Here is a 21,293-nt window from a genome sequence, read left to right on the forward strand (position 1 = left end):
CGCCGTCCGGGAAGGACGTGCGTGGTTAATGCGTTACAAATTCAAGTTGTCGTGTCGGAATAATTGCCCTGTGTCAGCCGACGGCGTGAAGTTCGTTGAGTCTGTGGATTCCCGCAGTGCCGGTCATACCGTCCCAATTGTCGCCGCGTCCTTCTCGCCAGCCGTTAATCCAGGCTTGACGTACCGACGGTAGAGTAAATGGGCAAAGCTCACGGGATTTGCCACCAACGCCATATTGATATCCGCGCAAAAATGCTCTTTCCAACGGATCACGCTTAAGTCTTCTCATAGGGTGTTTCCCTCACTTGTTGACTGTATGTGTCGCGTTGACCTCAACCGAGGTCTGGCAGAAAAACTCTGCCGGGGCGGCTCGCTGCCGGCGTGGCGAGCCAAGGTGTTGACGCCGTTGCGACGTCAACCTGTTGTCAGTTCTAACCAATGAGTCACACCTATGGAATGACCGTTTTGTCATAAGGACGTAACGAAAAGGATGCTATGGCAATAAGTAACGGTGTATTTGTTCAATGGTTATTGAGCAAACCCCGGTATGATCGGTACCGCGCTGCATGATGGGGTTAATTCTTTAGTGAGAATGACCCACGTTTACGCTGGGGTATTTTTCGACGAAGGGTTGCTTTGAGTCATTTTGTTGCACCCAATTTTTTTCTGTCTTTGCATCTAAGCTCATTTAACCCGAGCAGCGGGGATGGAACGGCACACCTTCGTGCCACGCGGGCGTTCTTGTAGAAAAGCGCCTGATTGAAAACCGGATCGGCAATGCGTTGTCGGTTCACATAGCCAAAGGCTCTGGAAATACCATGTCCGATCAATTCGAAATCTTCCTCACTTGCCCTAAAGGCCTTGAAGGCCTGCTTATCGAGGAAGCCGTCGGGCTTGGCCTTGAAGAAGCCCGCGAGCACACTTCCGCCGTGCGTGGCATGGCGACCATGGAGACCGCCTATCGCCTGTGCCTGTGGTCGCGCCTGGCCAACCGCGTGTTGCTGGTGCTCAAGCGCTTCCCGATGAAGGACGCCGAAGACCTGTACCACGGCGTGCTCGACGTCGAGTGGCAAGATCACATGCTCAGCGATGGCACCCTGGCCGTTGAATTCAGCGGCCACGGCTCGGGCATCGACAACACTCACTTCGGTGCCTTGAAGGTCAAGGACGCCATCGTCGACAAACTGCGCACACCGCAGGGCGACCGTCCGTCGATTGACAAGCTCAATCCGGATCTGCGCATTCACCTGCGCCTGGATCGCGGCGAAGCGATTCTCTCCCTCGACCTCTCAGGCCACAGCCTGCACCAGCGCGGCTATCGCTTGCAGCAGGGCGCGGCGCCGCTGAAGGAAAACCTCGCGGCAGCGATCCTGATCCGTTCCGGCTGGCCGCGCATTGCTGCCGATGGCGGCGCGCTGGCTGACCCGATGTGCGGTGTGGGTACGTTCCTCGTCGAAGCGGGGATGATCGCCGCCGATATGGCGCCGAACCTGCGTCGTGAGCAGTGGGGCTTTACCGCATGGCTTGGCCACGTGCCGGCGCTGTGGAAAAAACTTCACGAAGAAGCCACCGAACGTGCCGCTGCCGGTCTGGCCAAGCCACCGCTGTGGATTCGTGGTTACGAAGCTGACCCACGCCTGATCCAGCCGGGCCGCAACAACGTTGAACGTGCCGGTCTGAGCGAGTGGATCAAGATCTACCAGGGGGAAGTCGCGACGTTCGAGCCGCGTCCGGACCAGAACCAGAAAGGTCTGGTGATCTGCAACCCGCCGTACGGCGAGCGTCTGGGCGACGAAGCCAGCCTGCTTTATCTCTACCAGAACCTCGGCGAGCGTCTGCGTCAGGCCTGCTTGAACTGGGAAGCAGCGGTGTTCACCGGCGCGCCGGAACTGGGCAAGCGCATGGGCATTCGCAGCCACAAACAGTATTCGTTCTGGAACGGCGCGCTGCCGTGCAAACTGTTGCTGATCAAAGTCACTCCGGACCAGTTCGTCACTGGCGAACGTCGCACCCCGGAACAGCGTCAGGCCGAGCGTGAGCAAGCCGCTTACGATCAGTCGCCGGACGAGCCGCAAGAGCGCAAATTCAACAAGAACGGCAACCCGATCAAGCCTGTGCCTGCACCGGCGCCAGTGGTCGAGCAGGCGCGTTTGAGTGAAGGCGGGCAGATGTTTGCCAACCGTCTGCAAAAAAACCTCAAGGCACTGGGCAAGTGGGTCAAGCGCGAAGGCATCGATTGCTACCGCGTCTACGATGCGGACATGCCGGAATACGCAATGGCCATCGACCTGTACCACGACTGGGTGCACGTTCAGGAATACGCCGCGCCGAAATCGATCGACCCGGAAAAGGCTTCGATCCGCATGTTTGACGCATTGGCGGCGATTCCGCAGGCGCTGAACATCGACAAGAGCCGCGTGGTGGTCAAACGCCGCGAGCGCCAGAGTGGCACCAAGCAGTACGAGCGTCAGGCGGCGCAGGGCAAGTTCAATGAAGTGACCGAGGGCGGCGTCAAGTTGCTGGTCAACCTCACCGACTACCTCGACACTGGGCTGTTCCTCGATCACCGGGCGATGCGCCTGCGCATTCAGAAAGAGGCGGCCGGCAAGCGCTTCCTCAATCTGTATTGCTACACCGCGACCGCAAGTGTGCATGCAGCCAAGGGCGGTGCGCGTAGCACCACCAGCGTCGACCTGTCGAAAACCTACCTCGACTGGGCGCGCCGCAACCTGTCGCTGAACGGCTTTTCGGACAAGAACCGTCTGGAGCAAGGCGATGTGATGGCGTGGCTGGAGAGTTGCCGTGAAGAGTACGACCTGATCTTCATCGATCCGCCGACCTTCTCCAACTCCAAGCGCATGGAAGGGATTTTCGACGTGCAGCGTGATCAGGTGCAGTTGATCGACCTGGCCATGGCCCGCCTGTCACCGGGCGGCGTGTTGTATTTCTCCAACAACTTCCGCAAGTTCCAGTTGGAGGAGAACCTGACCGAGCGATACACGGTTGAGGAAATCAGCGCACAGACCATTGATCCGGATTTCGCGCGTAATACCAAGATTCACCGCGCCTGGAAAATCACGGCTCGTTGACACTCCAAAGGGTTGGATCCACAGAGCCTTGATTTTTAAAGGCTCTTGGCTCCGATCAGTGCTAGCCAAATTAATGGCTAATAGCTATAAACTCACTCATGGCCAATGGGGGTCTCCCCGCAATGCTGACGTAGTGAGTTGCCCTTATGTCGTTGCACCCCGTGCGTCCGAAGATTCTGGGTTTCATCAGCGAAGACGTTTCGGCCTGGCTGGTCGCAATGCTGGTATTGCTCGCCGGCGGGATTCTCACGGGGCTGCTCGCCTGGGCCACTTTCAGTCAGTTTGAGCAACAACTGCGTCAGCGCTTTCAACTGCTGGCCAATGAGCGTTACAGCCGCATAGAAGAACGCTTTCAGGACCAGGAGCAACGCCTCGATGGCCTGCGCCGCTTCTTCACCAATTCCCAATCGGTGTCTCGCGCCGAGTTCGATGGCTATACCCGACCGTTATTGCTGCGCACCCTGGCCTATTCGTTTGCCCTCAGGGTCAGCGCTGTCGAGCGCGCCGCATTTGAGCAGCGCGTGCGTGCGGAAGGCCTGAGCACGTTCACTATTCGCGAACTCAATGAGCAGGGCGAACTTCAACTGGCCACCGCCCGCGATGAATACGTACCGGTGTTGTACAGCCAGACCCAAAGTCGTCTGGGCTCGCCGCTGGGCTACGATTTGCTCGCGCAACCGCTGCGCCGCGACACCCTGCTGCGCGCCGACGAGCTGCGTAATCTGGCCGTTTCCAAACCGATGCATCTGGTCAGCGTCGAGCCGGCCTATGCTCGCGGGGTTTTGCTGGTGGCGCCGGTCATACGCGAGGGCCAGCAAAAGCCTTTCGGTTATGTGATGGCGGTGATCAGCATGCGTCAGTTGCTGGCGGATGGCTTGCCGGAAGCGTTCCATGACTACTTGTCGGTGCGCATTCTCGACCTGTCGATCCGTGATCAGCACGAGGTGCTCTACGAATCGACCAATGATCCGGCACCCAGTGCTCTGGCCGCAACGCGGCTGGTGCGCATGGCCGATCACGACTATCAGGTGGATATTCTGCCGAGTGACGCGTTCATACAGGCCAACCACTCGTCGGTAGGGAGCGTGCTGATTCTCGGTGGATTGCTCAGTCTGCTGCTGAGCGCGTTGTTATATGTGCTGGTCAGCCAGCGCCAGCGTGCCTTGCATCTGGTCGAGCAGCGCACGCAAGAGCTGCACGACAGCGAACAGGAACTGCGCGGCACCCACGGCCAGTTGCGCGGCGTACTGAATGCCGCGACGCAGGTGGCAATCATCGCCACTGACCTGCGCGGGGTGATCAGCACCTTCAACCCCGGCGCCGAGCAAATGCTCGGCTACCGCAGCGACGAGGTGGTCGGCCGCATGACCCTGGAGAATCTGCATTTCCCGCGCGAGCTGGTGGCCCGCGCGGCGGAATTGAGTACGCGTTACGGCAAGACGATTCCGACCTGTCAGGCGATGCTGGTCGAGGGCGGTGAAGTCGGCGGGCACGAGGCGCGCGAGTGGACGCTGATCTGCAATGACGGCAGTCATCTGCCGGTGAACATGCTCGCCACCCCCGTGCTTGATGAGCAGGGCCTGTGGGTCGGGCACCTGGCGATCTGCATCGACATCACCGAGCGCAAGCGTGTGCACGAGGCGCTGGCGGCGCGTGATGTGTTGCTGAAAAAGCTCAGCGCCCATGTGCCCGGCGGCATTTACCAGTTCAAGATGGAATTCGACGGTCGCTTCAGTGTGATCTATGCCAGCGACGGCATCCGCGAGATCTACGAACTCGAACCGGATGTGCTGCTGCTCGACGCCGAGGCGATTTTCGCCCGTATCCACCCGCAGGATGTGATCCGTGTGCGCGCCTCGATTCGGGCATCCGCGCACAACCTCAGCCCATGGCGCGAGGAATACCGCGTGCAGTTGCCCGCACGCGGTCTGCGCTGGGTGCGCGGCGAGGCGACGCCGGAGGAACTGCCGGGCGGTGGCGTGCTGTGGCATGGCTACATCTCGGACATTTCCGATTTGAAGCGCGTGGAGGAAGAACTGCGAGCACTGTCGATCACTGATTCGCTGACCGGTATCCACAACCGTCGCTACTTTCAAGAGCGCCTGACCACCGAAATGGCCCGGGTCGAGCGTGGCGGCGGTGAACTGTCGGTGATCATGCTCGACATCGACCATTTCAAACGCATCAACGACCAGTACGGCCATGCCGTGGGCGACCGGGTGCTGCAAGCCTTGTGCGAGCGCATCGGCCATCGGCTGCGCCGCACTGATGTGTTCTGCCGCTTGGGCGGCGAGGAATTCATGGTGCTCTGCCCGGACATCGACGGCGAACACGCATACATGCTCGCTGTGGAATTGTGGGAGGGGTTGCGCAGTGCGCCGGTGGACGTGGTCGGGGTGGTTACAGCGAGTTTCGGTATCGCCAGTTGGCGACCGGGCGAGGGCGCTGATTCACTGTTGTTGCGTGCGGATTCAGGGGTGTACGCGGCGAAGCAGGGCGGGCGGGATCGGGTTGAACAAATGAGTTAGGCAACTTCGCAAATCCCCTGTGGGAGCGAGCTTGCTCGCGAAGGCGTCCGAACAGTCAACGTTGATATCGACTGGACTGGCCTCTTCGCGAGCAAGCTCGCTCCCACAGGGTTTTAGGGTGTTGGCGGGATTGGATTACAAGACCGAAGCAGTCTGCGGCAGTTTCGGCTGTCGATACAGATCCAGCAGCACCTGATCCAGCACCGACGATGCACCAAACGGCGCCTTGTCGTTGAGAATCGCCACCACCGCCCAGGTGTTGCCGTTGACGTCGCGGCTGAAACCGGCAATCGCTCGTACGGTGTTCAGGGTGCCGGTCTTGACGTGAGCTTCGCCGCGCATGGCGGTGGTCTTCAGGCGCTTGCGCATGGTGCCGTCGGTACCGGCAATCGGCAGCGAGCTGATGTATTCGGCGGCATACGGGCTGTGCCAAGCAGCCTGCAGCATGTTGGCCATCTCACGGGCGCTGACCCGTTCGGCACGGGACAGACCGGAACCGTTCTCCATCACCAGGTGCGGCGCGGTAATACCTTTTTTCGCCAGCCATTGACGGACCACGCGTTGCGCTGCCTTGGCGTCGTCACCGTCGGCGTCGTTGCGGAATTTCTGGCCCAGGCTCAGGAACAGCTGCTGCGCCATGGTGTTGTTACTGTATTTGTTGATGTCGCGGATGATTTCCGCCAGATCCGGCGAGAATGCGCGAGCCAGCAATTTGGCGTTGCTCGGGGTCGCTGCGAGACGATCCCTGCCCTGAATGCTGCCACCCAACTCCTTCCAGATCGCGCGAACGGCGCCGGCGGTGTAGGTCGCGTGGTCGAGCAGCGACAGATAAGTCTGCGAGCTGCAACCTTCACCCAACTGGCCGCCCACCGTCACGGTCACGCTGCCATCGGCCTGCGGCACCGGGTTGTAGCGCACACCGCCGGTGCATTGCTTGGAGGGAAGAGCCTTGACGGTATTTTCGATGCGGATGCTGGCGATCGGCGGTTCCACCGAGATCAACACCCGGCCACCGTCATTGCGGGCAACGAAGCGCAGGGCCTTGAGGTTGACCAGCAGCGAATCGGGTTTGACCAGGAACGGTTTGTTCTCGTCATTGCCGTCATCGTTGAATTCCGGCAGTTGTGGCTGCACGAAGAAGTTGCGGTCCAGCACCAGATCACCGGTGATCTGCGTGACGCCGTTGGCGCGCAGATCGCGCATCAACAGCCAGAGTTTTTCCATGTTCAGCTTCGGATCGCCGCCACCCTTGAGGTAGAGATTACCGTTAAGGATGCCCCCGCTCAGGTTGCCATCGGTGTAGAACTCGGTTTTCCACTGGTGGTTGGGGCCGAGCATTTCCAGCGCCGCGTAGGTGGTAACCAGTTTCATGGTCGAGGCCGGGTTGACCGACACATCGGCGTTGAACACGGTGGCTGTGCCCGGGCCGTCGAGCGGTACCATCACCAGCGACAGGGCGCTAGGCTGCAATTTGCTGGCCTTGAGGGCTTTTTCGACGTTGGGGGTGAGGGCGGTATTGATAGGGGCAGCAGAGACAGGCAGGGCCAGAGGAAGAAAAAGGCCGGCGAAAAACAGTGGACGCAACGATTTGATCATATGAAATAAAACCCTGCAAAAGAGGGGGAGAAAAACGAGGACATGGATGAAAAAGCCCTCAGTGGTCACGAAAGTGTCGGCATTATGCCCCAAGGTGTAACCGCTTGTGCCGTCCCTGAGGTGGCTAATCAGTGATTTTTTTACAGGCGGTCGGTTGTAGTGTCCAGAGAGTCGGGCAAATGACGTCTTAAACTGGTAAAGTGCCGGCCGTTATTACTTAAGAGGATTGTTCCAATGGCGACTAACCGTTCCCAGCGTCTGCGCAAAAAACTGTGCGTTGATGAATTTCAAGAGCTGGGTTTCGAACTGAACCTTGACTTCAAAAAAGACTTGTCCGATGAAGCCATTGACGCTTTCCTCAATGCATTCTTGAAAGAAGCCATGGAAGCCAACGGTCTGGGTTATGTTGGCGGCGACGACTTCGGTCTGGTATGCCTGCAGAAGCGTGGCTCGGTCAACGAAGAGCAGCGCGCTGCTGTTGAAGCCTGGCTGAAAACCCGTAGCGAACTGACCGAAGTAACCGTCAGCCCGCTGCTGGACGTTTGGTATCCGGAAAAGCCGATCAACGCGGCTAAGTGATACTGAAAAAAACGGCGACCTGAAGGTCGCCGTTTTTTTTTGCCTGGCGTTTGGGTATCCGGCTTGGGATTTGCGGTGGATCTACCCCTCACCCCAGCCCTCTCCCGAGGGAGAGGGAGCCGATTTGTGAGTTGTTCAAAATCTGCATTCAGCTCAGTATCCCAGGTCGGCGCACCTCTGCCAAACAACCCGGTCAGTTCCCTCTCCCTCCGGGAGAGGGCTAGGGTGAGGGGCTTTTGATCTTAAGCTTTACGCCAATTCAAAATCAGCAGCGTCACAACCCCCGCGACAATCCCCCAAAACGCCGAACCAATGGAAAACAGCGTCAGCCCCGACGCCGTCACCATAAACGTGATCAGCGCCGCTTCACGCTCCTTGACCTCGGCCATCGCAATGCTCAAGCCATTGATGATCGAACCAAACAGCGCCAGCGCGGCAATCGACAGCACCAGTTCTTTCGGTAGCGCGGCAAACAGCGCCGCCAGAGTTGCGCCAAACACTCCGGCAATGCCGTAGAAAATCCCGCACCACACCGCCGCGGTGTAGCGTTTATTGCGATCTTCATGGGCATGCGGCCCGGTACAGATTGCTGCGCTGATGGCGGCGAGGTTGATGCCGTGTGAGCCGAACGGCGCCAGTAACAATGAGGCGATGCCGGTGGTGGTAATCAGCGGCGAGGCCGGGACGTTGTAGCCGTCGGCGCGCAGCACGGCGATGCCGGGCATGTTCTGCGAGGTCATCGCCACGACGAACAGCGGAATACCGATGCTGATGGTTGCCGCCAACGAAAAATGCGGCGTGGTCCACACCGGTGTCGCCACTTCAAGATGAAAACCACTGAAGTCCAGCAGGCCCATGAAGCCCGAGAGCGCGGTGCCGATCAGCAATGCGGCGAGCACGGCATAGCGTGGCGACAGGCGTTTGATCAGCAGATAGGTGAAGAACATGCCCAACACCAGGCCGGTGCGATGTTGCGCGGCGACGAAGATTTCGCTGCCGATCTTGAACAGAATCCCCGCCAGCAAGGCTGCCGCCAGTGATGCCGGTATCTTCTTCATCAGCCGTTCGAAACTGCCGGTCAGCCCGCACATCGTCACCAGTACCGCGCAAGTTATGTAGGCGCCGATGGCCTCGCCATAACTGACACCGCCAAGACTGGTGATCAGCAGCGCCGCGCCGGGTGTCGACCAAGCAATAGTGATCGGCGTGCGATAGCGCAGCGACAGACCGATCGAGCACACCGCCATGCCGATCGAAATCGCCCAGATCCACGAGGAAATCTGCCCGCTGGTCAGGCCCGCCGCTTGCCCGGCCTGGAACATCAGCACCAGGGAGCTGGTGTAGCCGGTCATCATCGCAATGAACCCGGCGACGATGGCGGAAGGCGATGTGTCCGCGATGGGGCGTAGTCGGGTGTGGGTGACGTCGTTCATGACAGCGGTGTTCCTTATACAAATGAAGATGTCCGTCACACCAATGAACCATTGTGGGAGCGAGCTTGCTCGCGAAGACGGTATGTCAGCCGACATCTGCTTTTACTGACACACCGCCTTCGCGAGCAAGCTCGCTCCCACAGGGGGATTGTGCGTTAAAGGCGGATTCTGCGATCAAGCCTAAACTCAATCGCAACGGACCGTTGCAATACAGCCGGGGTCACAAACAGCCATACAGTCGTGTTGCCACCATCCATTGTGTACAATCGCGGTGTTTTTTACGCGATACTTGCCAGCGACCTACTGTGCCGTATTACAGTCACGGTCTATTCGCCGCAGTTCTCCCGACTCGAGTGCCCATGAACGAACAGTTGCAACCCCTCAAGAAACAACCGCGAGCAGGCAAAGCCGGCCGCAGCGGAACCCAGGACGATATTGTCTACGCGCATATCTTCGAGGCCATCCTCGAACAGCGTCTGGCGCCCGGCACCAAGTTGAGCGAAGAAGCGCTGGGGGAAATCTTTGGGGTCAGCCGCACCATCATTCGCCGCGCGCTGTCGCGTCTGGCCCATGAAGGTGTCGTGCTGTTGCGGCCGAACCGTGGCGCAGTCGTTGCCAGCCCGAGCGTGGAGGAAGCGCGTCAGGTGTTCATGGCCCGTCGTCTGGTCGAACGCGCGATCACTGAGCTGGCGGTGCTGCACGCCACTGCCGAGCAGATCGCCGAGTTGCGTCAGATGGTCAACGACGAGCGTGACAGCTTCTCGCGCGGCGATCGCGGTGCAGGTATTCGTCTGTCGGGCGAGTTCCACCTGAAGCTGGCGGAAGCGGCGAAAAACGCGCCGTTGATCAGCTTCCAACGCAGCCTGGTCTCGCAGACCTCGCTGATCATTGCCCAGTATGAAAGCGGCAACCGCTCGCACTGTTCCTACGACGAGCACACCCAACTGATCGACGCCATTGAAGCGCGGAACGGTGAGTTGGCGGTGGATCTGATGATGCATCACATGGATCACATCGACAGTAAGCTCAACCTCGATGAGGAAGCGGCGTCCGATGATCTGCATGCAGTGTTCTCGCATTTGTTGCAGACCAAGAAGCCGGGGCGCCCTGCGGCCAAGCTCTGAGCTGATACTGCGGTGCGCCCTTCGCGAGCAAGCTCGCTCCCACATTAGAAATGCATTCCCCTGTGGGAGCGAGCTTGCTCGCGAAGGCGATCTTACCGACAACAAAAATCCCCCAGACTGAAAAGCACCGGGGGATTTTTTTGTGCCCTGAAAAAACTTAGCGCTGATGCACCAACGCACCCGCCGCATAAGTCTGCTGCACCGTCCGGTCATCCCCCAGCGTCATCAACACAAACAACGTCTCGGCAATGTTATTGGCCTGCTTCAGGCGATAGCTCAACAACGGCGTGGCGTTGTAATCCAGTACCAGGAAGTCAGCGTCGCTGCCCGGTTGCAAGTTGCCGATCTTGTCTTCCAGGCGCAGCGCCCGCGCGCCACCCAAGGTCGCCAGATACAACGACTTGAACGGACTTAAGCGCGCACCTTGCATCTGCATCACTTTGTAGGCTTCGTTCAGGGTTTGCAGCAGCGAGAAACTGGTGCCGCCGCCAACGTCAGTGCCCAAGCCCACGTTCAACTTGTGCTTCTCGGCCATCGGCAGATTGAACAAGCCACTGCCGAGGAAGAGATTCGAGGTCGGGCAGAACGAGACGGCCGAGCCGGTTTGCGCCAGACGCGCACATTCGTCGTCGCACAGGTGCACGCCGTGGGCGAAGACCGAGCGCTCGCCGAGCAGCTTGTAGTGATCGTAAACGTCCAGGTAGCCCTTGCGCTCCGGGAACAGTTCCTTGACCCACTCGATTTCCTTGAGGTTCTCGCTGATGTGGGTCTGCATGTACAGATCCGGATATTCAGTCAGCAATTGCCCGGCGAGGGTCAGTTGTTCCGGGGTGCTGGTCGGTGCGAAACGCGGGGTGACCGCATAGTGCAGGCGGCCCTTGCCGTGCCAGCGCTCGATCAGTGCCTTGCTCTCGACGTAGCTGGATTCGGCGGTGTCGGTCAGATAATCCGGCGCGTTGCGGTCCATCATCACCTTGCCGGCAATCATCCGCAGATCGAGTTTTTCCGCTGCTTCAAAGAACGAGTTCACCGACTGCGGATGAACGCTGCCAAACACCAGCGCCGTGGTGGTGCCGTTGCGCAGCAGTTCCTTGACGAAAATATCGGCGACTTCATCGGCGTGCGCCTTGTCGCCGAACTGGCTTTCGCACGGGAAGGTGTAGGTGTTGAGCCAGTCGAGCAGTTGCTCGCCATAGGCGCCGACCATGCCGGTTTGTGGCAGGTGGATGTGGGTGTCGATGAAGCCCGGGGTGATCAGGGCATCCTGATAGTGATTGATCTCGATGTCCGCCGGCAGCGTCGGCAGCAAGTCGCTGGCGTGGCCGAGGGCGCTGATCTTGCCGCCATCGACCACCAGCAGGCCGTCCTCGAAATATTCGTAGGAGGCTTCGATGCCGACTTCGGCAGGGTCGGCAATGCTGTGCAGGATGGCGGCGCGGTAGGCTTTAAGAGTCAGAGGCATGAGGGTTCTCTAATCAGTTTGAGGCTTTGAGTTTGGTGGCCTGACTGCGGCGCGAAAGGGGCAGCAGTTTGGCAATCGGTTCGGCGCTGGCAGTGTGCTGGCCGAAATTGGCGTTATAGGTGGCGATGATTTCGCCGGCGATGGAGATGGCGATTTCCACAGGCAACTTGCCTTTGACTTCGCCGATGCCCATCGGGCAGCGCATGCGTTGCACGACGCTGGCGTCGAAGCCGCGGTCACGCAAACGGTGTTCGAACTTGGCGCGTTTGGTCTTCGAGCCGATCAGGCCGAACCAGGTGAAATCGTTGCGCTTGAGGATCGCGGCGGTGAGTTCCAGATCCAGCTGATGATTATGGGTCATGACGATGCAGTAGCTGCCGGCGGGCAGGTCATCGATTTCATCCACAGGCTCTTCGGCGACGATTTTACGGACGCCGTGGGGAATCTGTGCGGGGAATTCTTCTTCCCGCGAATCGATCCAGCGCACCCGGCAGGGCAGGCTGGCGAGCAACGGCACCAAGGCGCGACCGACGTGGCCGGCGCCGAACACGGCGATCTGCGCTTGCACCTGGCCCATCGGTTCGAACAGCAACACGGTGGCACCGCCGCAGCACTGGCCCAGACTGGCGCCGAGGCTGAAGCGCTCCAGATGGGTGTCCTGCTTGCCGCTGGCGAGCATCTCGCGGGCGATCTGCATGGTTTTGTATTCCAGGTGCCCGCCACCGATGGTGTCGAAGATCTGGCGGGCGCTGACGACCATTTTCGAGCCGGCATTGCGTGGCGTCGAGCCGAGCTCTTCGATGATCGTCACCAGCACACAGGGTTCGCCCTGGTTCTGCAGGTCGGCGAGGGCGTCGATCCAGTTGTACATATCCACCTCGACATTTGTCGTTGTCTGTTCGGGCCTCATCGCTGGCAAGCCAGCTCCCACAGGATTTGCGGTGTAACGCCTATCGGTTAAACACCACAAAACCCTGTGGGAGCTGGCTTGCCAGCGATTGCCGCACCTCGGTCCTAGAGCGAAGCCAACTCGGTTTCAGCTTCGACGGCTTTCACCGCTTTAAGCTGACGCATCTGCTCACAGCCCCACAACACCCGCTCCGGGGTCGCCGGCGCATCAATCTTCGGCTGATGCTTGTAATCACCGAGGCTCGCCACCGCGTCCTTGATCGCACACCACGCCGCAATGCCGAGCATGAACGGCGGCTCACCGACTGCCTTGGAGTGGAACACGGTGTCTTCCGGGTTCTTGCGGTTTTCCACCAGTTTCACCCGCAGGTCGAGCGGCATGTCCGCCACGGCCGGGATCTTGTAGCTGGCCGGGCCGTTGGTCATCAGCTTGCCTTTGTTGTTCCAGACCAGCTCTTCCATGGTCAGCCAACCCATGCCTTGGACAAAACCGCCTTCAACCTGACCGATGTCGATGGACGGGTTCAGTGAGGCGCCGACGTCGTGGAGGATGTCGGTACGCAGCATCTTGTATTCGCCGGTCAGGGTGTCGACGATCACTTCGCAGCACGCCGCGCCAAAGGCGAAATAGTAGAACGGACGGCCACGCGCCTGGCTGCGGTCGTAGTAAATTTTCGGGGTCTTGTAGAAGCCTGTGCTCGACAGCGAAACCTGATTGAAATACGCCTGCTGGATCAACGCTTCAAAGGTCAGGATGTGGTCACGAACACGCACGTGGCCGTTATGGAATTCGACGTCTTCTTCGCTGACTTTGAAGTGACGCGCGGCGAATTCGACCAGGCGCTGCTTGATGATTTCCGCCGCGTTCTGCGCCGCTTTACCGTTGAGGTCGGCACCGCTGGACGCAGCGGTCGGCGAGGTGTTTGGCACCTTGTCGGTGTTGGTCGCGGTGATCTGCACGCGGTCGATTTCGACCTGGAACACTTCAGCCACAACTTGCGCGACTTTGGTGTTCAGGCCCTGGCCCATTTCGGTTCCGCCATGGTTCAGGTGGATGCTGCCGTCGGTGTAGATGTGGATCAAGGCACCTGCCTGGTTCAAGAAACTCGCGGTGAAGGAAATACCGAATTTCACCGGGGTCAGCGCCAGGCCTTTTTTCAGGATCGGGCTGTTGGCGTTGTAGCGACGGATCGCTTCGCGGCGCTCGTAATACTGGCTGCTTTCTTCCAGTTCCGCGGTCATTTCCTCGAGCATGTTGTGCTCGACGGTCTGGTAGTAGTGCGTGACGTTGCGCTCGGTCTTGCCGTAGTAGTTGGCCTTGCGCACCGCGAGTGGGTCGAGGTTCAGGTGACGGGCAATCGCGTCCATCACTTCTTCGATCGCGACCATCCCTTGCGGGCCGCCGAAGCCCCGGTAAGCAGTGTTCGAGGCGGTGTTGGTCTTGCAGCGGTGACCGTTGATGGTCGCATCACCGAGGTAATACGAGTTGTCCGAGTGGAACATGGCGCGGTCGACAATCGACGCTGACAAATCCGGCGAGCAGCCGCAGTTGCCGGCCAGGTCCATGTTGATCCCGTGCAGGCGCCCGGTGCTGTCGAAACCGACGTCGTACTCGACATAGAACGGGTGGCGCTTGCCGGTCATCAGCATGTCTTCGACGCGCGGCAAACGCATCTTGGTCGGCTGGCCGGTGAGGTGCGCGACCACTGCGCACAAGCACGCGGGGCTTGCCGCCTGAGTTTCCTTGCCGCCGAAACCACCGCCCATGCGGCGCATGTCGACGACGATTTTGTTCATGGAAACGTCGAGCACTTCGGCGACCAGTTTCTGCACTTCGGTCGGGTTCTGCGTCGAGCAGTAAACGATCATGCCGCCGTCTTCGGTGGGCATCACCGAGGAGATTTGCGTCTCCAGGTAGAAGTGTTCCTGACCGCCGATGTGCAGCGTGCCTTGAATGCGATGATCAGCGGTCGCCAACGCCGAGACCGAATCGCCGCGCTGATGAGTGTGGCTGTCGAGGACGAAGTGGCGTTTGCGCAGCGCTTCGACCACATCCAGCACCGGCTCGAGGTCTTCGTATTCGATAATCGCGGCCATCGCTGCCTTGCGTGCGGTTTCCAGATCTTTCGCCGCGACGGCGAGCACCGGTTGCCCGACGAATTGCACATCGTCGATGGCCAGCAACGGATCGCCCGGCAGCAGCGGGCCGATGTCTTTCAGGCCCGGGACATCTTCGTGGGTGATGGCGATGCGTACGCCTTCAAAGGCATAGCACGGCGACGTGTCGATACTGATGATTTTCGCGTGGGCGCGGTCCGACAGGCGTGCGTACAGGTGCAACTGATTCGGAAATTCCAGGCGATCATCGATGTACTGCGCTTCACCGGACACGTGCTTGGCGGCGCTGTCGTGCTTGACGCTGCGGCCGACACCGGTGGTCAGGTCCTGGGCGAACAGCTCGGCCAGTTCAGCTTGGGTCTTCTCTACGGCGTGATGGTTAGACATAAGCGGTCACCCGAGTCTCGATGTGCGGTGTTTGCAGTTCGATGAAGTATTTGCGCAGCAGGTTCTGCGCGCTGAGCAGGCGATATTCCTTGCTGGCGCGGAAGTCCGAGAGCGGCGTGAAGTCTTCGGCCAGGGCGGCGCAGGCGCGTTCGATCACTGCGTTGTTGAATGGTTGACCGACCAAAACCGCTTCGCAATGGGCGGCACGTTTCGGGATCGCGGCCATGCCGCCGAAAGCCACGCGGGCATCGTTGATCACGCCGTTTTCGATGCGCAGGTTGAACGCGGCGCAGACGGCGGAGATGTCGTCGTCCAGACGTTTCGAGACTTTATAGGCGCGGAACAACTGCTCGGCGCTGGCCCGCGGGACGATGATCTTCTCGATGAATTCGCTTTCCTGACGGGCAGTGACGCGGTAATCGATGAAATAGTCTTCCAGGTTCAAGGTGCGCCGGGTTTCGCCTTTGCACAGCACGATCTGCGCGCCGAGCGCGATCAGCAGGGGCGGCGAATCACCGATGGGCGAGGCGTTGCCAATGTTGCCGCCGAGGGTGCCCTGGTTGCGGATTTGCAGGGAGGCGAAGCGGTGCAGCAGTTCGCCGAAGTCCGGGTACTCGGCGTTCAACGCTTCGTAGCAGTCGGAGAGGGGGGTCGCGGCGCCGATTTCGATGCGGTCAGCGAAGCTGTCGATGCGCTTCATTTCGGCCACATTGCCGACGTAGATCATCACCGGCAATGTGCGGTGGAACTGGGTGACTTCCAGCGCCAGATCGGTGCCGCCAGCCAGCAGGCGCGCTTGTGGATAGGCGTCGTAGAGATCAGCCAGGTCGGCGACGGTCAGCGGCACCAGGCAGCGTTTGTCGCCGCTGTTGAGTTCGCCGATATCGGTGGGGGCAATGGCTTTGAGGCGGGCGATGGTCTCGGCTTCGCGGGCGTCGAACTGGTCCGGTTGCTTGGCGCAGCACGATTGCTCGGCGGCCGCGAGGATCGGCCGGTAGCCGGTGCAGCGACAGAGGTTGCCGGCCAGTGCTTCGTGGGCCTTGGCGCTGTCCGGCGCATCGCTGTTCTTTTGCAGAGCGAACAGCGACATGACGAAACCGGGGGTGCAAAAACCGCACTGCGAGCCGTGGCACTCGACCATGGCTTTCTGCACGCTGTGCAGTTCGCCTTTGTGTTTGAGGTCTTCAACGCTGATCAGTTGCTTGCCGTGCAAGGATGAAACGAACGTCAGGCACGAGTTGAGGCTGCGATAGCGAATGTGTTCGCGACCAGCGTCATCCGTTTGCAACTCGCCGACCACTACGGTGCAGGCGCCGCAGTCACCGCTGGCGCAACCTTCTTTGGTGCCGGATTTACCAACGTGTTCACGCAGGTAATTGAGCACAGTCAGATTCGGGTCCAGGGCGTGCTCGCTACGGAGTTCCTGGTTAAGTAAAAACTGGATCACGGAAGGCCTCGCAGACTCATTATTGTTGTTAAGCGACTTGAACCGAATTTATCAGCTCTGACTTTTCGGTCAATGGTTTTCTGACTTAAAGGTCAAGAAAATGCATTTCGTCGATAAACAACCTGTCTATTCAGTATTGACCCTCATCGAGTCCCCTGCCTTTTTGCGGGATTCGTGCCAAAAACCGCTGAGTGGGCACTCCGCCATGACCTTGCATTTGCGCTACACTGCGCCGCTTGTGCAGATCGATAGAGTTTGAAGGACAAACATGACGTTCAAGGCCCCGGACAGCCTCGCCGAGCAAATCGCTCACCACCTCGCCGAACGCATCATTCGTGGCGAAATGAAGCCGGGAGAGCGCATCCAGGAACAAAAGGTCACGCTGGCGCTCAACGTCAGCCGCGGTTCGGTCCGCGAAGCCTTGCTGATCCTCGAACGTCGCCACCTGATCGCGATCCTGCCGCGCCGTGGCGCGCACGTCACCGAGCTGACGGCGCACAAGGTGCAGAGCCTGTGCACGCTGATGAGCGAGCTGTACATCCTGCTCGGCAACTCGGTGGCCAATGGCTGGCAAGTCCAGTCGGACATGGCGCCGTTCGTGCAGATCCAGCAGCGCCTGACCGCCAGCTACGAGCGTCAGGACATCCGCAGCTTTGTCGATGACAGCTTCAACGTCATGCGCGCTGCCTATCCGTTCGCCAACAACCCGTACCTGCAAGAGACCGTCGAGAACCTGCAACCGGCGATGAGCCGCGCCTACTTCCTCGCCCTCGAACAGCGCAAGGCCGAAATGAGCGAGTTCCTCGAACTGTTCGAGCGCTTGCTGGCGGCCGTGCTCGCCCGTGATTTGCCGCTGATCCGCATCGTGCTGACGGCTTACGCCCAGCGCAGCTGCGATCTGGTGGTGTCTGCCCTGACGGTCGCCTAAGCGTGCGGCTCAAGTGCATCAAACTGGCGGGATTCAAATCCTTCGTCGACCCGACCACGGTGAACTTCCCCAGTAACATGGCGGCAGTCGTCGGGCCGAACGGTTGCGGCAAGTCGAACATCATCGACGCCGTACGCTGGGTGATGGGCGAAAGTTCGGCGAAGAACCTGCGTGGCGAATCGATGACCGACGTCATCTTCAACGGTTCGACCAGCCGCAAACCGGTGAGCCAGGCGAGCATCGAACTGGTGTTCGACAACTCCGACGGCACGCTGCTGGGCGAATACGCGGCCTACGCGGAAATCTCCATTCGCCGCAAAGTCACCCGCGACAGCCAGACCACTTATTACCTCAACGGCACCAAATGCCGTCGTCGCGACATCACCGATATTTTCCTCGGCACCGGTCTGGGCCCGCGCAGCTACTCGATCATCGAGCAGGGGATGATCTCCAAGCTGATCGAGTCCAAACCTGAAGATTTGCGCAACTTCATCGAAGAAGCGGCGGGCATCTCCAAGTACAAGGAGCGCCGGCGCGAGACCGAAAACCGCATCCGCCGTACCCACGAAAACCTTGCCCGCCTGACTGACCTGCGCGATGAACTCGAGCGTCAGCTCGAACGCTTGCACCGCCAGGCCGAGGCCGCCAAGAAGTATCAGGAATTCAAAGCCGAGGAGCGTCAGCTCAAGGCGCAACTGTCGGCCCTGCGCTGGCAGGATCTGAACGAACAGGTCGGCCAGCGCGAGTCGATCATCGGCACCCAGGAAATCAGTTTCGAGGCGCTGGTCGCCGAGCAACGTAACGCCGACGCGGCCATTGAGCGCCTGCGCGACGGGCATCACGACCTGTCAGAGCGCTTCAATCTGGTGCAGGGGCGCTTCTATTCGGTCGGTGGCGACATCGCCCGGGTCGAGCAAAGCATCCAGCACGGCCAGCAACGTTTGCGTCAGTTGCAGGACGATTTGAAAGAAGCCGAACGCGCGCGACTGGAAACCGAGTCGCACCTAGGGCACGACCGCACGTTGCTGCTGACCCTCGGCGAAGAGCTGGACATGCTCACCCCCGAGCAGGAAATCACCAGCGCTGCCGCCGAAGAAGCTGCCGCCGCACTCGAAGATTCCGAAAGCGTCATGCACGGCTGGCAGGAGCAGTGGGACACCTTCAACCTGACCGCTGCCGAACCACGGCGTCAGGCCGAAGTGCAGCAGTCACGCATCCAGCAGCTCGAAACCAGCATGGAGCGCCTGGCCGATCGCCAAAAGCGCCTCGGCGAAGAGCGCGCGTTGCTCTCGGCTGATCCGGAAGACGCGGCGATCATGGAGCTCAACGAGCAGCTCGCCGAGTCCGAAGCGACCCTTGAAGACTTGCAGACCAGCGAAGAGGCTCAGGTCGAAAAGCTTGAGCAACTGCGTCAGGAACTGCAGCAAGCGCTGACCGCACAGCAACAGGCGCAGGGCGATTTACAGCGTCTCAATGGTCGCCTGGCCTCCCTTGAAGCCTTGCAGCAAGCCGCGCTCGATCCGGGCACCGGCACCGCTGAATGGCTGAAGGAACACAACCTCGCCGAGCGCCCGCGTCTGGCCGAAGGCCTGAAGGTCGAGGCCGGTTGGGAGCTGGCGGTAGAGACCGTGCTCGGTGCCGATCTGCAAGCGGTGCTGGTCGATGATTTCAGCGGCTTCGATTTGTCCGGTTTTACTCAGGGCGATTTGCGCTTGCTCAGTCCTGGCACCGATGGCGTGCGAGTGGCGGGCAGCCTGCTGGACAAAGTCGAGGCGCAGATCGATCTGTCGCCGTGGCTCGGTCAGGTCAAACCAGTCGACAGTCTGGAGCAGGCATTGGCCCTGCGCGGCCAGTTGAGCGCCGGACAGAGTGTAATCAGCCGCGACGGCTATTGGGTCGGCCGGCACTTTCTACGCGTACGACGGGCCAGCGAAGCCGAAAGCGGCATGCTCGCCCGTGGTCAGGAAATCGAGGCGCTGCATCTCGAACGCGAAGAGCGTGAAGCCACTGTCGAAGCCATGGAAAACCGTTTGCAAACCCTGCGCGCGCAACAGCGTCAGCAGGAAAACGGTCGTGAACATTTGCGTCGTTTGCTGCAAGACGAAGCTCGCCAGCAAGGTGAACTGAAGGCGCAATTGTCCGCCGGTAAAGCCAAGGCCGAACAGCTGACGTTACGTCGCACTCGCCTTGATGAAGAGCTGGTCGAACTCGGCGAACAACGTGCGTTGGAACACGAGCACATCGGTGAAGCGCGCATGCACTTGCAGGAAGCCCTCGATGCGATGGCGCTGGACACCGAGCAGCGCGAATTGCTGCTGGCCCAGCGCGACAGCCTGCGCGAACGCCTCGACCGCGTGCGTCAGGAAGCGCGGCAGCACAAGGATCATGCACACCAGTTGGCCGTGCGTCTCGGCTCGTTGCGCGCGCAGCACGACTCCACGCGCCAGGCGCTGGAACGTCTGGAAATGCAGTCCGAGCGCCTGACCGAAAAGCGCGAACAGTTGAGTCTGAATCTGGAGGAGGGCGAAGCACCGCTAGAAGAACTGCGCCTGAAACTCGAAGAGCTGCTCGACAAGCGCATGACCGTCGATGAAGAACTCAAGACCGCGCAGATCGCCCTCGAAGATGCCGACCGCGAACTGCGCGACGCAGAAAAGCGCCGCACGCAAGCCGAGCAGCAATCGCAACTGATCCGTGGTCAGCTCGAACAGCAACGCATGGAATGGCAGGCCCTGACCGTGCGCCGCAAGGCCCTGCAGGATCAATTGCTCGAAGACGGCTACGATCTCAACGGCGTGCTCGCCACCTTGACGGCGCAAGCCAGTGAACGCGAAGCCGAAGAAGAACTCGAACGGATCAACGCGCGGATTCAGCGCCTGGGCGCGATCAACCTCGCGGCCATCGATGAATACACGCAACAATCCGAGCGTAAACGTTATCTTGATGCGCAGAACGCCGATCTGGTCGAAGCGCTGGAGACCCTGGAAAACGTCATTCGCAAGATCGACAAGGAAACCCGCAACCGTTTCAAAGATACCTTTGATCAGATCAATGGCGGGTTACAGGCGCTTTTCCCAAAAGTTTTCGGTGGTGGGCGCGCGTATTTGGAACTGACGGGCGAAGATCTACTCGATACAGGGGTAACGATCATGGCGCAGCCGCCAGGGAAGAAGAACAGCACCATCCATTTGCTCTCCGGCGGGGAAAAAGCTCTGACCGCGCTGGCACTGGTTTTTGCGATCTTCAAGTTGAACCCGGCGCCGTTCTGCATGCTCGATGAAGTTGACGCGCCACTGGATGACGCTAACGTTGGACGCTACGCACGCTTGGTCAAAGAGATGTCGCAGACCGTGCAGTTCATCTATATCACCCACAACAAGATCGCCATGGAAATGGCCGAGCAGTTGATGGGCGTAACGATGCATGAACCGGGTTGTTCGCGACTGGTAGCGGTGGATGTCGAGGAGGCGATGGCGATGGTGGATGCCTGAGCCGGTATCTTGTGGGAAAGGTATTAGGGGTTTGTAGGACTTTCTTACCGGGCTCGACTTGCTGGCCAATCGACATATTCGCGCAAGCCGATGAGGCAGACGGTGTAAAGTTGTCTATGGTCGTGCTAGTTTAATGTCAATTTTTCGTATACGTGGGCAAAACGCCTGTCAGAACATAGAGTTGGCGCCAGGTGTTAAAGCG

The 21,293-nt window shown here is 59.8% G+C and carries 13 protein-coding genes; 6 read left to right on the forward strand and 7 right to left on the reverse strand.

Features of this window, described 5'->3' with window-relative positions; genetic code table 11:
- Positions 1–73: 73 nt before the first annotated feature.
- Positions 74–289: a ribosome modulation factor gene (rmf, locus tag ACIQVE_RS13530; protein ID WP_003223300.1), complete on the reverse strand. Its 216-nt coding sequence runs from the start codon at positions 287–289 to the stop codon at positions 74–76.
- Positions 290–818: 529 nt separating this feature from the next.
- On the opposite strand from rmf, the gene rlmKL reads away from it, so the two are divergent.
- The gene (gene rlmKL / locus ACIQVE_RS13535) at positions 819–3,089 is read left to right on the forward strand and encodes a bifunctional 23S rRNA (guanine(2069)-N(7))-methyltransferase RlmK/23S rRNA (guanine(2445)-N(2))-methyltransferase RlmL (protein ID WP_402808923.1); all 2,271 of its coding nucleotides are present in this window, start codon (positions 819–821) and stop codon (positions 3,087–3,089) included.
- Positions 3,090–3,235: 146 nt separating this feature from the next.
- A complete protein-coding gene (locus ACIQVE_RS13540) occupies positions 3,236–5,617 on the forward strand; it encodes a diguanylate cyclase (protein WP_402808926.1) in 2,382 nt (793 codons plus the stop codon).
- A 135-nt stretch (positions 5,618–5,752) separates the two neighbouring features.
- Here the strand turns inward: ACIQVE_RS13540 and dacB are convergent, their stop codons facing one another.
- Positions 5,753–7,213, reverse strand: a complete 1,461-nt coding sequence (dacB, locus tag ACIQVE_RS13545; RefSeq protein WP_402808929.1) for a D-alanyl-D-alanine carboxypeptidase/D-alanyl-D-alanine-endopeptidase — start codon at positions 7,211–7,213, stop codon at positions 5,753–5,755.
- Positions 7,214–7,447: 234 nt separating this feature from the next.
- Between dacB and ACIQVE_RS13550 the strand changes: the two genes are divergently transcribed.
- Positions 7,448–7,792: a YggL family protein gene (locus tag ACIQVE_RS13550; RefSeq protein ID WP_402808932.1), complete on the forward strand. Its 345-nt coding sequence runs from the start codon at positions 7,448–7,450 to the stop codon at positions 7,790–7,792.
- 242 nt (positions 7,793–8,034) lie between these two features.
- On the opposite strand, the gene ACIQVE_RS13555 is transcribed toward ACIQVE_RS13550, so the two are convergent.
- On the reverse strand, positions 8,035–9,225 hold the full coding sequence (locus tag ACIQVE_RS13555; RefSeq protein ID WP_402808935.1) for a benzoate/H(+) symporter BenE family transporter: 1,191 nt from the start codon (positions 9,223–9,225) through the stop codon (positions 8,035–8,037).
- A 359-nt stretch (positions 9,226–9,584) separates the two neighbouring features.
- On the opposite strand from ACIQVE_RS13555, the gene ACIQVE_RS13560 reads away from it, so the two are divergent.
- Entirely contained in the window at positions 9,585–10,349 is a 765-nt protein-coding gene (locus tag ACIQVE_RS13560; RefSeq protein WP_402808938.1) for a GntR family transcriptional regulator, read from the forward strand.
- 157 nt (positions 10,350–10,506) lie between these two features.
- Here ACIQVE_RS13560 and guaD read toward each other — a convergent pair whose 3' ends face one another.
- From guaD to xdhA, 4 genes are all read right to left on the reverse strand, one after another.
- A complete protein-coding gene (guaD, locus tag ACIQVE_RS13565) occupies positions 10,507–11,811 on the reverse strand; it encodes a guanine deaminase (protein WP_402808941.1) in 1,305 nt (434 codons plus the stop codon).
- 13 nt (positions 11,812–11,824) lie between these two features.
- Positions 11,825–12,682, reverse strand: a complete 858-nt coding sequence (gene xdhC / locus ACIQVE_RS13570; RefSeq protein WP_402808944.1) for a xanthine dehydrogenase accessory protein XdhC — start codon at positions 12,680–12,682, stop codon at positions 11,825–11,827.
- A gap of 143 nt (positions 12,683–12,825) precedes the next feature.
- On the reverse strand, positions 12,826–15,225 hold the full coding sequence (xdhB, locus tag ACIQVE_RS13575) for a xanthine dehydrogenase molybdopterin binding subunit (protein WP_402808947.1): 2,400 nt from the start codon (positions 15,223–15,225) through the stop codon (positions 12,826–12,828).
- A complete protein-coding gene (gene xdhA, locus ACIQVE_RS13580; RefSeq protein ID WP_402808950.1) occupies positions 15,218–16,672 on the reverse strand; it encodes a xanthine dehydrogenase small subunit in 1,455 nt (484 codons plus the stop codon). Before xdhA ends, xdhB begins: the two co-directional genes overlap by 8 nt.
- 268 nt (positions 16,673–16,940) lie before the next feature.
- On the opposite strand from xdhA, the gene ACIQVE_RS13585 reads away from it, so the two are divergent.
- Both ACIQVE_RS13585 and smc read left to right on the forward strand, forming a co-directional pair.
- The gene (locus tag ACIQVE_RS13585) at positions 16,941–17,600 is read left to right on the forward strand and encodes a GntR family transcriptional regulator (RefSeq protein ID WP_402808953.1); all 660 of its coding nucleotides are present in this window, start codon (positions 16,941–16,943) and stop codon (positions 17,598–17,600) included.
- Positions 17,601–17,602: 2 nt separating this feature from the next.
- On the forward strand, positions 17,603–21,091 hold the full coding sequence (gene smc / locus ACIQVE_RS13590) for a chromosome segregation protein SMC (RefSeq protein WP_402808955.1): 3,489 nt from the start codon (positions 17,603–17,605) through the stop codon (positions 21,089–21,091).
- Positions 21,092–21,293 lie beyond the last annotated feature (202 nt).

This window comes from Pseudomonas sp. NPDC098747, from assembly GCF_044760045.1.
Classification (GTDB): Bacteria; Pseudomonadota; Gammaproteobacteria; order Pseudomonadales; family Pseudomonadaceae; genus Aquipseudomonas.